13 protein-coding genes and 2 pseudogenes are annotated in these 14,076 nt (G+C 67.6%); 10 read left to right on the top strand and 5 right to left on the bottom strand.

The window, feature by feature from the left end; translation table 11 throughout:
- Positions 1–73: 73 nt before the first annotated feature.
- From ACFRKB_RS30415 to ACFRKB_RS30385, 7 genes are read left to right on the top strand one after another with little or no spacing between them, the layout of a single operon-like run.
- Entirely contained in the window at positions 74–1,177 is a 1,104-nt protein-coding gene (locus ACFRKB_RS30415; protein WP_383109821.1) for a mandelate racemase/muconate lactonizing enzyme family protein, read from the top strand.
- Between the two features lie 41 nt (positions 1,178–1,218).
- Complete coding sequence (catA, locus tag ACFRKB_RS30410) at positions 1,219–2,073, top strand: catechol 1,2-dioxygenase (protein ID WP_383109820.1); 855 nt, start codon at positions 1,219–1,221, stop codon at positions 2,071–2,073.
- Between the two features lie 6 nt (positions 2,074–2,079).
- Positions 2,080–2,379: a muconolactone Delta-isomerase gene (gene catC, locus ACFRKB_RS30405; RefSeq protein ID WP_383109819.1), complete on the top strand. Its 300-nt coding sequence runs from the start codon at positions 2,080–2,082 to the stop codon at positions 2,377–2,379.
- Positions 2,376–3,134: a CoA transferase subunit A gene (locus ACFRKB_RS30400; RefSeq protein WP_383109818.1), complete on the top strand. Its 759-nt coding sequence runs from the start codon at positions 2,376–2,378 to the stop codon at positions 3,132–3,134. The genes catC and ACFRKB_RS30400 overlap by 4 nt, the downstream gene beginning before the upstream one ends.
- Complete coding sequence (locus ACFRKB_RS30395; RefSeq protein WP_383109817.1) at positions 3,134–3,781, top strand: CoA transferase subunit B; 648 nt, start codon at positions 3,134–3,136, stop codon at positions 3,779–3,781. The genes ACFRKB_RS30400 and ACFRKB_RS30395 overlap by 1 nt, the downstream gene beginning before the upstream one ends.
- A complete protein-coding gene (locus tag ACFRKB_RS30390; protein WP_383109816.1) occupies positions 3,778–4,980 on the top strand; it encodes a thiolase family protein in 1,203 nt (400 codons plus the stop codon). The genes ACFRKB_RS30395 and ACFRKB_RS30390 overlap by 4 nt, the downstream gene beginning before the upstream one ends.
- 5 nt (positions 4,981–4,985) lie before the next feature.
- A complete protein-coding gene (locus ACFRKB_RS30385; protein WP_383109815.1) occupies positions 4,986–5,813 on the top strand; it encodes an alpha/beta fold hydrolase in 828 nt (275 codons plus the stop codon).
- A 312-nt stretch (positions 5,814–6,125) separates the two neighbouring features.
- Here ACFRKB_RS30385 and ACFRKB_RS30380 read toward each other — a convergent pair whose 3' ends face one another.
- From ACFRKB_RS30380 to ACFRKB_RS30365, 4 genes and pseudogenes are all read right to left on the bottom strand, one after another.
- Complete coding sequence (locus tag ACFRKB_RS30380) at positions 6,126–6,827, bottom strand: group II intron maturase-specific domain-containing protein (protein WP_383109814.1); 702 nt, start codon at positions 6,825–6,827, stop codon at positions 6,126–6,128.
- A gap of 106 nt (positions 6,828–6,933) precedes the next feature.
- Positions 6,934–7,179: pseudogene (locus tag ACFRKB_RS30375) on the bottom strand (hypothetical protein); the annotation flags it as partial.
- Complete coding sequence (locus ACFRKB_RS30370; protein WP_383109813.1) at positions 7,094–7,738, bottom strand: glycosyltransferase family 2 protein; 645 nt, start codon at positions 7,736–7,738, stop codon at positions 7,094–7,096. The pseudogene ACFRKB_RS30375 and the gene ACFRKB_RS30370, both read right to left, overlap by 86 nt.
- Complete coding sequence (locus ACFRKB_RS30365) at positions 7,732–8,382, bottom strand: glycosyltransferase (RefSeq protein ID WP_383109812.1); 651 nt, start codon at positions 8,380–8,382, stop codon at positions 7,732–7,734. The genes ACFRKB_RS30370 and ACFRKB_RS30365 overlap by 7 nt, the downstream gene beginning before the upstream one ends.
- A 38-nt stretch (positions 8,383–8,420) precedes the next feature.
- On the opposite strand from ACFRKB_RS30365, the pseudogene ACFRKB_RS30360 reads away from it, so the two are divergent.
- Together ACFRKB_RS30360 and ACFRKB_RS30355 are read left to right on the top strand one after the other, a co-directional pair.
- Positions 8,421–8,613 (top strand): annotated as a pseudogene (locus ACFRKB_RS30360) (IS630 family transposase); the annotation flags it as partial.
- A gap of 162 nt (positions 8,614–8,775) precedes the next feature.
- The gene (locus tag ACFRKB_RS30355) at positions 8,776–12,471 is read left to right on the top strand and encodes an nSTAND1 domain-containing NTPase (RefSeq protein ID WP_383109811.1); all 3,696 of its coding nucleotides are present in this window, start codon (positions 8,776–8,778) and stop codon (positions 12,469–12,471) included.
- 106 nt (positions 12,472–12,577) lie between these two features.
- Here ACFRKB_RS30355 and ACFRKB_RS30350 read toward each other — a convergent pair whose 3' ends face one another.
- Positions 12,578–13,033: a hypothetical protein gene (locus tag ACFRKB_RS30350; protein WP_383109810.1), complete on the bottom strand. Its 456-nt coding sequence runs from the start codon at positions 13,031–13,033 to the stop codon at positions 12,578–12,580.
- Between the two features lie 517 nt (positions 13,034–13,550).
- Here ACFRKB_RS30350 and ACFRKB_RS30345 point away from each other — a divergent pair.
- Positions 13,551–13,931, top strand: a complete 381-nt coding sequence (locus ACFRKB_RS30345) for a hypothetical protein (RefSeq protein ID WP_383109809.1) — start codon at positions 13,551–13,553, stop codon at positions 13,929–13,931.
- The last annotated feature ends 145 nt before the right edge of the window (positions 13,932–14,076 follow it).

The following is a 14,076-nucleotide window of genomic DNA, read 5'->3' as shown; positions in this document are numbered from 1 at the left end:
GCGGCGACAACTCGCCGCCGCACGAACTTCCCCAGGTGCCGGAGCACGACGACGTGTTACTCAAAGGTGTGTCATGAAGATCGCCAAAGTGGAGGCCATCCCCTTCGCCATCCCGTACGCGAAGCCGCTGAGATTCGCCAGCGGCGAGGTGCGCACGGCCGAGCACGTTCTGGTGAGGGTGCACACCGACGAGGGTGTCGTCGGCACGGCCGAAGCACCGCCGCGCCCCTTCACCTACGGCGAGACCCAGGAATCGATCATCGCGGTCATCCAGAAGGTCTTCGCACCGCAGATCCTCGGCCTGAGCCCCCTGTCGCGCGAGGTCGTGCACCAGAGGCTCGACCGCACCGTCGGCAACCCGACCGCCAAGGCGGCCATCGACATGGCTCTGTGGGACATCCTCGGCCAGTACGCCGCCATGCCGGTGTCCGGGCTGCTCGGCGGCTACAGCGACGGAATGCGCGTGAGCCACATGGTCGGCTTCGCCCCCGTCGACGAGATGGTCGCGGAGGCCGGGCGCATCCGAGGCACCTACGGCATCACCACATTCAAGGTGAAGGTGGGCCGCCGACCCTACACCGACGACGTCGTCGCGTGCCGCGCCCTGCGCGAGGCGCTCGGGCCGGACGTCAGCCTGTACATCGACGGAAACCGGGGCTGGACGCCCTCCGAGGCGGCGCGCGCCCTGCGTGAGATGGAGGACCTCGATCTGACCTTCGCCGAGGAACTCTGCCCTGCGGACGACGTGTTGGGCCGCCGCTGGCTGGTGGCGCGCAGCCCCCTTCCGTTTATCGCGGACGAGAGCGCCACGAAGCCGGCGGAAGTCACTCGTGAACTGCTCGGCGGCTCGGCCACTGCCATCAGCATCAAGACCGCGCGCACCGGGTTCACCGCTTCCCAGCGCGTGCTCCACGAGTGCGTGGGGCTCGGTGTGGAGGTGGTGATGGGCAATCAGATCGACGGACAGATCGGCACCTTGTGCACCGTCGCCTTCGGGGCCGCTCACCTCGCCAGCGCCCGTCACCCCGGAGAACTGTCGAACTTCCTCGATATGACCGACGACCTGCTCTCCGAGCCGCTGACCATCGAGGGCGGAACCCTCCGTGTCCGCGAGGGCAACGGACTCGGCATCCAGATCGACTCGGACAAACTGGCGCGCTACCGCCAGGATCGCTGACCCAGCACAAGCCGCACACCACGGAAAGGGAACGGGACACCATGACCGACATCGCCGCCGAGAGCGCCACAGCCGCTGCCTCCGGAGCCGCCGCGACCGAGCAGTTCCGCAGCAAGCAGAAATCGCGGACCACCGACGTCGACACCCAGCGCGTCCACACTCTTGTCACCGAACTGCTCAACGCCACACACGACATCGTCCGCCGCCACAAGGTCACCTACGCCGAGTACGACGCCTTGAAGTCCTGGCTGATCCAGGTCGGCGAGGACGGCGAGTGGCCACTCTTCCTGGACGTCTGGGTCGAGCACGTCGTGGAAGAAGTCGCCGGCGAGACCCGCGAGGGCAGCAAGGGCACCATCGAAGGCCCGTACTACGTTCCCGACGCGCCGGCCCTGCCCGCCGAGGCGACCCTGCCCATGAGCGAGGAAGAGGCGGGCACCCCGCTGCTCTTCCAGGGCCAGGTGGCCGACGTGGACGGAAGCCCACTGCCGGCCGCCAAGGTGGAGATCTGGCAGGCCGACGACGCGGGCTACTACTCCCAGTTCGCGCCGGGGCTGCCCGAGTGGAACCTGCGGGGCACCGTGTTCGCCAACGAGACGGGGCACTTCAAGATCCATACGATTCAGCCCGCGCCGTACCGGATCCCCACCGACGGCGCCTGCGGCGAGCTGATCGAGGCGGCCGGCTGGCATCCCTGGCGCCCCGCCCACCTGCACCTCAAGGTCTCCGCACCCGGGCATCAGCTCATCACGACCCAGCTGTACTTCCAGGGCGGCCAGTACGTCGACAACGACATCGCCTCGGCGGTGAAGCCCGAGCTGATCCTGCACCCGACCCCGACCGGGAACGGTAACGACCAAGAAGTCCGTTACGACTTCGTCCTCGACAAGGCCTGATGCGTCATGCTTTTCGCCATACGGATGGACGTGACGATGCCCCGCGACCTCGCCACCGAGGTCCGCGGGGACCTGGTGGCGCGAGAGAAGGCATACTGCCAGGAGCTACAGAAGTCAGGACAGTGGGTGCACATCTGGCGGTGCGTCGGCGAGTACGCCAACATCAGCGTCTTCGACGTCGCCGACAACGAGGCACTGCACCGCATCCTCTGGAACCTCCCCCTCTTCCCCTTCATGAAGATCGAAGTCGTACCGCTGGCACAACACCCATCCGATCTCGCGGCCGCCGGTGAGGGCGCAGCATGAGGAGCAAGGTAGTGACCACCGCGGCGGAGGCGGTGGCCGATGTGCCGGACGGCGCTTCCCTGGCGGTGGGCGGTTTCGGGCTGAGCGGTGTACCGAACGCGCTCGTCCAGGCCCTGTACAGACAGGGTGCGAGCAGGCTGTCGGTGGTCTCCAACAACTGTGGGGCGATGGAGTCCGGCCTCGCGGTACTGCTCGCGTCCGGGCGGATCGCCCGCGTGACCGGCTCCTACATCGGCGCGAACAAGGAGTTCGCCCGGCAGTACCTCGCCGGTGAACTTGAGGTCGAGCTGATCCCCCAGGGCACGCTGGCCGAGCGGCTGCGCGCCGGCGGCGCCGGCATCCCCGCCTTCTACACTCCGGCCGGAGTCGGCACGCAGATCGCCGAGGGCGGACTGCCCTGGCGCTACGACGGCCGGGGCGGCGTCGCACTCGGCTCGCCGCCGAAGGAGGTGAGGGAGTTCGACGGCGTGCGGTACGTCCTGGAGCACGGCATCCGTACCGACTTCGCGCTGGTACGCGCGGCGAAGGGAGACCGGCACGGAAACCTGGTGTTCAACAAGTCCGCCCGGAACTTCAATCCCCTCGCCGCGATGGCCGGCCGGGTGACGGTCGCCGAGGTGGAGCAACTCGTCGAGCCCGGCGAGATCGACCCGGACGCGGTCCATCTGCCAGGCATCTTCGTGCAGCGGGTGGTCGCCCTGACACCCGAGCAGGCCGCGGACAAGAAGATCGAACGACGGACGGTGAGTAGTTGATGGCCTGGACACGCGAGGAGATGGCCGCACGGGCCGCGCGCGAGTTGCGGGACGGGCAGTACGTGAATCTCGGCATCGGACTGCCAACGCTGATCCCGAACCATCTGCCGCCGGGCGTTGAGGTGATCCTGGAATCCGAGAACGGCATTCTGGGCACCGGCCCCTACCCCCGCGAGGACGCCCTGGACCCGGATCTGATCAACGCGGGCAAGGAGACCGTCACCGTACTGCCGGGGGCCTCCTTCTTCGACTCGGCGCTGTCCTTCTCGATGATCCGAGGCGGACACATCGACGTCGCCGTGCTCGGCGCGATGCAGGTGTCCGCGACCGGCGACCTGGCCAACTGGGCCGTCCCCGGCAAGCTGGTCACCGGAATCGGCGGAGCGATGGACCTGGTACATGGTGCGCGCACGGTTATCGTGATCATGACACACACCGCGAAGGACGGCGCACCGAAGATCCTCGAACGGTGCACCCTGCCGCTGACGGGAAGGGCCTGTGTGAGCCGGATCGTCACCGACCTCGGCGTGCTCGACGTGACGGACCAGGGGCTCGTCCTCGTGGAGACGGCACCAGGGATCAGCACCGACACCGTAGTGGCCAGGACGCGCGCGGCGGTACGGGTAGCGGAGGGGAGCCAGGCGTGAGAGACGTCTACGTCGTCGACGCGGTGCGTACACCGATCGGCCGGTACAACGGTGCGCTGGCGGGCATGCGCCCGGACGACCTGGCCGCGCACACCATCCGCGATCTGCTGGCCCGGACACCGGCACTGGACCCCTCCCAAATTGCGGATGTCTACTTCGGGAACGCCAACGGCGCGGGCGAGGAGAACCGCAACGTCGGCCGCATGGCCGCCCTTCTCGCGGGCATTCCCGTCTCTGTACCCGGGGTGACTGTCAACCGTCTGTGTGCCTCCGGCCTGGAAGCCGTTATCCAGGCCGCCCGTGCCATCGCCGCCGGTGATGCCTCGATCGCAGTCGCCGGCGGCGTGGAATCCATGACCCGCGCGCCCTATGTGCTGCCGAAGAACGGCAAGCCGTTCCCTGCCGGGCACGCCGAGCTGTACTCGACCACACTGGGCTGGCGCTTGGTCAACCCTGCCATGAACCCCGAGTGGACCATCCCGCTGGGCGAGTCGGCCGAGCTGGTCGCCGAGAAGCACAAGATCAGCCGCGAGCAGCAGGACGAGTTCGCCCTGCACAGCCACCGCAAAGCGGTCGCCGCGCAGGAACAGGGGCTGTTCCGGTCCGAGTTGACACCCGTGCTGATACCGCGGCGAAACGGCACCCCCGCGGTCTTCTGCGCCGACGAGTCAGTGCGCGCCGATACCTCGCTCAAGGCGATGGCACAGCTCAAGCCCTCGTTCCGTCCCGAGAACGGCACCGTGACCGCGGGCAATGCCTCTCCTCTCAACGATGGCGCCGCCGCGCTGCTCCTCACCGACGAAGAAGGCCTGCGGGCCACGGGCCGTGAGCCGTTGGCACGGGTGAGCGCGACCGGTGTCTCCGCCCTCGACCCGCGCTACTTCGGACTGGCCCCGGTCACAGCCGTCAACCGGGCACTGGCCAAAGCCGGCAAGGACTTCGCGGATCTGTCGGTTCTGGAGCTCAACGAGGCATTCGCCGCACAGGTACTCGGCTGTCTCGCCGAGTGGCCCCCGTTCGACCCGACCGTCCTCAACCCGCAGGGCGGAGCCATCGCATTGGGGCATCCGCTCGGAGCGTCCGGGGCGCGCCTCGTCGGCACGGTCGCCCACCAACTCGCCCGGCGGGGCGGCGGCGTCGGTGTCGCCACGCTGTGCATCGGCGTGGGGCAGGGTCTCGCCCTCGTTCTCGAAAGCTGAACGCAATGGCATCAGAAATACGCCGATCCGCCGACCGGCCTCGACTGCACTACGACATCTCCGGCCCGCCCGACGGGCCCCTGCTGGTTCTCGGCCCGTCCCTGGGCACCACTCGGGCCCTGTGGGACCCGCACATCGCCTGCCTCAACGAAACGTTCCGAGTGCTCCGCTACGATCTGCCGGGCCATGGCGCCTCACCGACGGAGGCTCTCGGAGACCCGTTGCCCGGGCGCACGACGGTGGCGGACCTCGCCGACCTCGTACTTACCGTGGTGGACGCACAAGGTCGGAAGACCTTCAGCTACGCGGGCGTCTCCCTGGGAGGAGCCATCGGCACGCAACTCGCTGTCGGACACCCGGACCGGGTCAGCGCTCTCGCCCTGATCTGCACGTCGGCCCAGTTCGGCGCCCGGGTAGGATGGCTGGAGCGGGCCGCCCTGGTCCGCAGCGCGGGCATGGCCCCAGTGGTGGCAAGCAGCTCCGCCCGATGGTTCGGCGATCAGAAGACGGCACAGTCGGGGCTCGGCCGGTCTCTGGTCCGATCACTCGCGGCCGTGGACCCTGCCGGCTATGCGGCTTGCTGCGACGCCCTTGCAGAACTCGACCTGCGAGCGGATCTGCCAAGCGTCCGGGCGCCCACATGGGTAGTCGGCGGGACGAAAGATGTGGCTACCCCGTTGGCACATGCCCGCGAACTCGTCACGGGCCTCCCGCAGGCCACACTGCGCATCGCCGACTGCGCTCACTTGGCCCTTGAGGACCCCGGAGCCATCCGCTTCGTGCTGCACACGGTTCACCGCATGGTCTCGACGAACGGATCACCTAGCACGTGAAGTTCGACCACTCCACACTCAACAGGTGACTCCTTCGGGGGGGTGCCCCTATGGGTTTCGTCAAGCTGATGGGGCGGGTTGGGGCTGGTAGGAGGTGCCGTCGCGGAGCATGGCGAAGAGGACGTCTGCTCGGCGGCGGGCGAGGCTGAGGATGGCCTGGGTGTGGTGCTCGCCTTGCTTGATGTGAGGTCGGTTCGGGGCGCCCTGCCGGCATTGCTGCTGATGGGTTTCCCCGAACCGCCTCCCGAACCCGGCGTGCCCGTTTCCGAGCACCGGGCTCTCCACAAGTCCCCTTTGACAGCCTCGGGTTCCTTATCCCTTGGTGGGCCAGGGCGAAGGAATCACCGCTCCCCGGTATCGGTAGCGCGTCGTGCGTACCTTGGCCGGGCCGAACAGGGTGATGTCCTCCGTGGTTGGCCACCATCCGCCGTTGCAGTAGCGTCGGCGGAGATCCTTCCAGGTGATCCGGCGGTGGATCCGGCGGTGCTTGCGCCTGATCCAGCGAATGGCCTGACCCCAGACGAGCTGGCGCAGGAACTGGAACGTGGCGCTTGAAACGCCGGGCCGGAAGTAGGCGCACCAGCCTCGCAGCATCGAGTTGAGCTGACGCAGCAGGACCGGTAGCGGCTGGTTGACGTCTGTCCGGCAGATGGTCTTGATCTTCCTGGCGACGGTCCTCACGGACTTCTTCGCCGGGTAGGTGTAGACGTAGTGCCGATCGGTGCCTCGCTTGCGGTGACGCTGGATGCGCCATCCGAGGAAGTCGAGGCCCTCGTCGATATGGGTGATCCTCGTCTTCTCCATCGACAGGCGCATGCCCATCGGTGCGAGGACCGCTGCCACCTCCTCGCGAAGCACGTCACAGTGCTCGCGAGTCCAGGCTACGAGCACGAGGAAGTCGTCCGCGTAGCGGACCAACCGGAGGTTGGGTTCGCCACGGCGGAGCCGCGTCCTGCGTCGGTCCGGGGAGGTGCCCGGTCCGCCCGGCCGTTTGGCGACGTACTCGTCCAACACGGTCAGGGCGATATTGGCCAGCAGCGGGGAGAGGATGCCCCCCTTGCGGGGTGCCGGTGCTGGAGTCCTTGAGCAGGCCGCCTTCGGTGAGGATGCCCGCTTTGAGGAATGCCTTCACCAGGACCAGGACGCGTTTGTCCCCGACGCGTCGACGCACTCGGTCCATCAGGGCCGCATGGTCGATCGTGTCGAAGCACGCCTCGATGTCGCCCTCGACCACCCACTCGTAGGAGTAGCGGGCAAGGAAGCGCGACTCGGCGATGGCGTCATGAGCCCGGCGCTTCGGACGGAACCCGTAGGAACACGGGAGGAACCGCCTCGGACAAGGATCGAGGAACTGCTGACCAGCCACCCTCTTGGCCGGGCGTGCGATGGTTGCCGGAGGCGAGGGTGATGTCGTGGCGGGCGAGGACGATCTTGCGCGGGTCGCCGTGCAGGAGCCGGTGCGTGATGTGCCCGCCGAGCGGATAGGCGAGATCCAGGCCGCCACGCGGATTCCAGTCGCTCAGACGCCCGCTCGCCGAGATACGGTCCAGGAGCACGCCGCCCACCACCGGCTGGCGGTTGCGTTCAGCCTGGGCGACGACTTCGCGTAGCGGGGCGGGGTACTGCTGGAACTCGTCCGCGTCGGCGAACAGGTGCCATCCTTGGCCCGCCTGGTGGCGCAGCGCGTCACGGATCCGCGTGTCGGTGTGCTCGTGCCACGGTCCGCTGCTGGTCCCGGCGGGAATGATGCCCGCCTGGCGGCACACGGCCTGCAGTTCGTGCCGCAATGCGTTGGGGACGTGCTCGGGGAAGTGGAAGGCGAGCAGGAAGCGTTCGACGCCCAGCCACCGGTAGTGCCGGATCCAGGCCGTGAGCAGCGGTGGTTCGACGGGCCCGACCACGGCGATCAGGGTAGGCGTCAGCATCCTGATCCTGCCTCCTTCGAGTGCAGGCCGAGGGCGGTCCGGGTCAGGAACCCGGCCTGTTCGGCAGCAGTCCACATGTCCAGCACCTTCGGGGCGCCGGGGCCCGGCAGGTCGAAGGGCCGGCGCACCAGGTCCTCCAGAGCCGAGGCGAGAGAGGCCGGGTCTCCGGTGGTGAAGATGCGAGCCCAGGGCTGGTCCCGCAGCCGTGCGGTGAGGTCCGGGTCGTGGTCGGAGACGATCAGCGGCACCCTGTAGCGGGCCGCGTCCATCACGAGCCCGGACTCCTTCCCCACGCCCGGATGCCGGGCCACCAGGGCCGCGTCGGCGGCGGCGTACACCAGGCGCAGTATCGGCTCGGAGAGCGTCCCGGGCTCGACGTGGAGCCGCATGTTTGGCAGGGCCCGCCAGCGGGCGAGGACGCTGTCGTCCAGCGGATGGCCGGTGACGATCAGATGGAGCGGCTCCCGAAGGCGGGCCAACGCCTGGTCGATCACGTCGATGTCCTTATGCGGCCACCAGCCGCCGACCAGACACACCGCCGCCTCCGCCGAGGGAATGCCGAAGGCGGCACGTCCACCCTCCCGTTCCCCCTCGGTCAGACGACGGCCGTCGTCGACCGCGAACGCCCGCACCCGCGCAGCCACGCGAGGAAAATCCCGCGCTACCTGGTCGCGGACCGCGACCCTCCTGCACGTCCTGGCTGAACCTGGTCGAGCGATGGTTCGCGGAGCTGACGAAACAAGCAGATACGGCGAGGCGTCCACGAGTCGGTCCAGGCGCTGGAGAAGGACATCCGCACCTGGACCGACTCGTGGAACGAAGACCCCAGGCCGTTCGTCTGGACGAAGACCGCGGATCAGATCCTCGAATCACTGGCCACATGCGGCCGGCGAATGACCGATTCGGCACACTGGATGCCTGTCCATTTATCGTGGATCCTGGCTACAGCGCGGTCACGGGAGTGTCCAGATTGGTTGTCACGAACGGTCAGGTGCATCCCCATCCTGATGCCCGTGAGCGCTGGAGAGGGAGCCCATATGGGCCGTCAAGAGCGCCCACTGGATCCGAGCGCTGGTCCGGTGCAGCGTTTCGCGTTCGAGTTGCGGAAGCTTCGGCAGGAGGCGGGTGGTGTCACCTACCGGGTGATGTCGCGGCGTACGCCTTACACGGTCCCTACGCTGTCGAGGGCTGCATCGGGCGAGCAACTGCCGACATTGCAAGTGGTCCTGGCGTACGTTGAGGCGTGTGGTGGGGACCGCGAGGAGTGGGAGCGGCGCTGGCACCTGGCGGCTGAGGATGCGGCTCTCGGGGCGGCTGATGACGACGCCGCGCCGCCGTATCAGGGGTTGGCCCGGTTCGAGTCGGGCGACCGGGATCGGTTCTTCGGTCGAGACCAGCTTCTCGGTGACTTGGCGGAACTGGTGCGCGGGCGGCGGTTCGTCGCCGTGGCCGGCTCCTCGGGCAGCGGTAAGTCCTCTCTGCTGCGTGCCGGGTTGATCCCGTTGCTTCAGCACACCGAAGAACCGCGTGAGCGTCCCGGGGCCATCGTGATCTTTACGCCCGGCGAGCATCCGGTGCGTACTCACGCAGACCTGCTCGTGCCAAAGGACACTGCCGGCGATACGGTCATCGTCGTCGACCAGTTCGAAGAGGTGTTCACTCTCTGCCATGACGCCAGTGAGCGTGGAGAGTTCATCGACCTGCTGCTTACTGCCCGTCGGCCGGACAGTCGATTACGCGTCATTATCGCCATACGCGGGGACTTCTACGGGCGTTGCGCCGAGTACGGGGAACTCGCCGTAGCCTTACGTGACGCGAGTCTGCTGCTCGGTCCTATGAGTCCGGCTGAGCTTCGCGAGGCGATTGTGAAACCGGCGGCGGCCTCGGGCCTGATTGTCGAGCGCGCCCTGACCGCGAGGATCATCGACGAGGTCGAGGCCGAGCCGGGTGGGTTGCCGCTCATGTCGCACGTACTCCTGGAGACCTGGCGTCGCCGCCGCGGCCGTGCGTTGACCGAGGCCGGCTATGAAGCCGCAGGCGGTCTTCGCGGCGCCATCGCGAAGACCGCTGAAGACCTCTGCACCCGCCTGACGCCTGATCAGGTCAGCGTCGCCCGGCGCATTCTGCTGCGTCTGATCATCCCGGGTGAGAGTGCGCAGGATACCCGCCGTCCTGCTGCCCGCAGCGAGCTCGACACCGGCCGGCCCGATGACACCGCCCTGGTCCTGGAGCGTCTCGCCCGTTCCCGGCTCGTCATCCTCGACGACGACACCGTAGACCTTGCCCACGAGGCCTTGATCACCGCTTGGCCCCGGCTGGTCGCGTGGATCGAGGAGGATCGCGAAGGTCTGCTTCTGCAGCGACGGCTCACTGAGGCGGCCGGCGTGTGGGAGGAACTGGACCGGGACTCAGGTGCGCTGTACCGGGGCGTGCGGCTGGCTGTCGCCTGCGACTGGGCGGCCCGGGAAGGAAACCGGGACAGCCTCAACTCACCGGAGCGTGCTTTTCTCGATGCCAGCGTCGGCCTGCGTGAGCAGGAGCGCGCTGTGACCGCACGGCGCAACCGCCAACTGCGCTACCTCGCCGCCGGCCTCGCGATGATGTTGCTGGTGGTCACGGGTATCAGCGTGGTCGCCGTTCAGCAGCGTCAGGACGCCGTGCAGGCCCACCAGGTCGCGCTCTCCCGCCAACTGGCAGCACAGGCGCTGGGACTGGCCGAGTCACGACCAGGCACAGCGATGTTACTCAGTGTCGAGGCATACCGCATCGCGCCGACACCCGAGGCACGCGGCGCGCTGCTGACGATGTCCGCCCACGAGTACTACCGAACCGAACTCGCCGGCCACACCGACGCCGTCTCCGAGGTCGCCTTCAGCCCTGATGGTCTCCTTGCCACCGTCAGCCGGGACCAGACCTTGAGGCTGTGGGACACACAACGTCGTCGTCAGCTGGCCACGCTCAGCGGCCATGCCACCTGGCTCCGAGCGGTGACATTCAGTCCCGACGGCCGCCTGCTGGCCACCGGAGGAGATGATAAGAACGTGGTGCTGTGGGACGTCCCGGCACGCAAGAAAGTGGCGACCCTGACTGGGCACACCCAACAGGTCGAGGACATCGCGTTCGCGCCCGACGGCCGCACCGTGGCGAGCGCCGGCAGTGACAGCACTGTGAAGCTGTGGGACACCGAACGCCGATCCGGGCGGTTGACTCTCTCCGGCCATACCGGCCTTGTGAACGCGGTGGCGTTCAGCCCGGACGGCCGCACGCTGGCCAGCGCCGGCGCCGACCGGAGCATCGGACTGTGGGATGCGGCGACCGGTGCTCGGCTGGCCACGCTCACCGGCCATACTCAATCCGTCGACGCCATCGCCTTCAGTCCCGACGGCCGTACGCTGGCCAGCGCCAGTCAGGACCAGACCGCGATACTCTGGGATGCCAGACGCCACACCCGCAAGGCCACCCTCACCGGGCACAGCGGACAAGTCCGAGCAATCACCTACAGCCCGGACGGTCGCACCGTGGCGACCACTGGGCACGACAACACCGTCATGCTGTGGGATGCCGACCGCCATATCCGCAGGGCGACCCTCACCGGACACACCAGCAATCTCTATACGCTCGCGTTCGATCCGCGCGGTCACCTTCTCGCCTCGGCCGGGGAGGACGGAACGGTCGTCCTATGGGATCCCACGCGGATCCCGCTCGCTGGACACGCAGACCGCGTGAACAATGTCGCGTTCAGCCCGGACGGGCGCACCCTTGCCACCGCCGGTGATGACGGAACCGCCGTGCTCTGGGACGTCGAAGGCCGCACTCGTAAGACCACGCTGGCAGGCGATACCGGGCCGGTCAATGCCGTCGCGTTCAGTCCCGACGGTCATACCCTGGCCGCGGCTACCGGCACCGCCCAGCAGCCTGTCCGTGCCCACGACTACGCGCTCGCACTCTGGAATCCGGCGACCGGCTCCTCCCTCGCCGAACTCACCGGGCATACCGACCGAGTGATGGCCGTCGCGTTCAGTCCCGACGGCCGCACTCTGGCCACCGCCAGCTCGGACAGAACGATCAAGCTGTGGAATGCCGTCAAGGACACCCAACAGGCCACCATCGACACCCAGGCAGCATCCAACGCCGTCGCATTCAGTCCCGACGGCCGCACCCTGGCCACCGCCCGCCGCGACGGGAGCGCCATCCTGTGGGATGTGTCCAAGCGCAGCCGCCGAGCCGCCCTCGTCGGCCACACCAGATCCATCAGAGCGGTCGCGTTCAGTCCCGACGGCCGCACCCTGGCCACCGCCAGCATCGACCAGACAGTCTCACTGTGGGATGTCGCCCACGGCACGCGCCTGGCGACTCTTGGGGGCCACACCGGGCCCGCGCTCGCCGTGGCGTTCAGCCCGGACGGCCGCACCCTGGCCACCGCCAGCGCAGATACAACGGTAGTGCTCTGGGATCTGGCCCGACGTAGCCAACTTGCAACACTCGCCGGCCACACCCGGCAGGTCCGTTCCGTGGAGTTCAGCCCCGACGGCCGCACTCTGGCCACCGGCAGTGACGATCACACCGCCATGCTGTGGAACACCGAACCGCAGCACACCGAAGCGCAACTCTGCGCCTCGGTGGCCCGCGACCTCACACGCAAGGAATGGCGGGAGTTCCTCCCCGGAATTCCCTACCGCAAGACCTGCACCGGAAGCCGAGCCCGGTCGGTGCCGCCCTCGTCGGCAGGATGAGTTTCGCCGAGGGAAGTCCGTCGGCCCCGTCATGAGCGGAGCCGACGGACGAACGGCCGGTGCGGCAGGTCCCGTGAAGGCTCCGAGCCCGCCATTCAGTGCCTGGTCAGCAGAGGGTGTCGTAGACCTTTACGGTCATATGGTCTTTCACCCTGTGCCAACCGTGTCCGAAGGTCTTGTAGTACGTCCGGGGTACAAACGAGTACCTGATCTTCGTCTTCACCCTGCATCCGCGCCCGACCCACAGCCCGTCGACATCCTTGACGCCGACATTGCGGCCGTCCTGTCCAGGTTTGAGTACGCGCCAGGTCCACGACTGGTTCTTGTAGTACCAGTTGCTGGTGATCAGGAGGTCAATCCGGTTGTCGGCATTGTGGACCCTGCCGCACACCTTGCCGAATGTGCACTGGCCGGCGGCGCGAGACGCCCCCATCGGCTGCTCCAGTGCGACGGATACGGGCAAAGATGCCGGGACGGCAGCGGCAGACGCGGTCGCCGTATTCGGTGCAGACAGGGCAATCGCGGCCCCCGCTGCAAACACGGCAACGGGTGAGCGCCTCATTCGCATAGATCGTTCCTTAGCTTCTTGAGCCGGTGAGGCTCATCCCTGTTCTCCGGTTGAGCAGAAACCTGCCGAAGCGTGATCCGAATACCGTTCAGGTATCGCCTAAGCCGTAACGCATGCGCTCCGTCACGGTGACGACGGAAGGCAGGCCCTGCACCACTGAGTCTTAGAGGTGCCCGCATTGTTGCGCAGCCCGGATTCGCGGTACGCAACAATGACCCATTGCCGTCCGGGCTCATGAGTGGGCCTCATGCACGTGGCATGAACGACCCGTTCCGCGAAGGAACGAGACCGGAGTTCAGTCCATCGCCCCGAGAGCAGCGCAAAGAAATGTTTCGCTGCGCAAACGGGGGCTGCGCAACAACTCGCGGCAGCCAAGACTCGATTCTCGAAGGTGCTCCTTGCCACGCCGGACTCGTGGCACTCGCCCTGCGGGGGAGGGCTAGTCGGCCGGCAAAGCAAGCGGGCTCATCGGGAAGCCGCATGCGGCTTCCACAACGACGAAGGGCCAAACATGTACATGAACAATCTGCGCCGTGCGGCTATGGCGGCCTGCGCGGCGGGCGCAATATCGCTGATCGTCGTATCACCGGCATCCGCGACGGGGAAGGCCCAGGTGTACACCAACCAGTCCGAAGCGGGCCGGGTCACCTACTGGACCAGTACCGACGACTTCCGCGTCTCGGACACCAAGTGCGACAGCCGTTCCGTATACGCGCAGTACCAAAGGGCCGGAGCGAAGGTGCAAACCCTGCGTCACAGCGGCGGCTGCCGTACCTACAAGGACTTCAACCGCAGCTTCACCAAGGGACAGACCATCAAGTACCGGGCATGTGTCGATATTCCCGCCCGAGACGACATCTGCGGCAGGTGGAAGTGGGACACCACCGGGTGACACGCGCGCCCCGCACCCACGCGTCCGGTGATCGGTACGTGAGCCACTGACATTTCCCCTCGGGCGGTTTTGGTCTCGTCCCCCATATTAATTCCCCCCGGGGGGGGGGCGCGCCCCCCCCCGGGCCCCCCCCCCCCCCGAGGCC

It is taken from the genome of Streptomyces scopuliridis, assembly GCF_042790125.1.
Classification (GTDB): domain Bacteria; phylum Actinomycetota; class Actinomycetes; order Streptomycetales; family Streptomycetaceae; genus Streptomyces; species Streptomyces scopuliridis_A.
The sequence above is the reverse complement of the archived record's forward strand: the minus strand, read 5'-3'. Positions and strand labels throughout refer to the sequence as shown.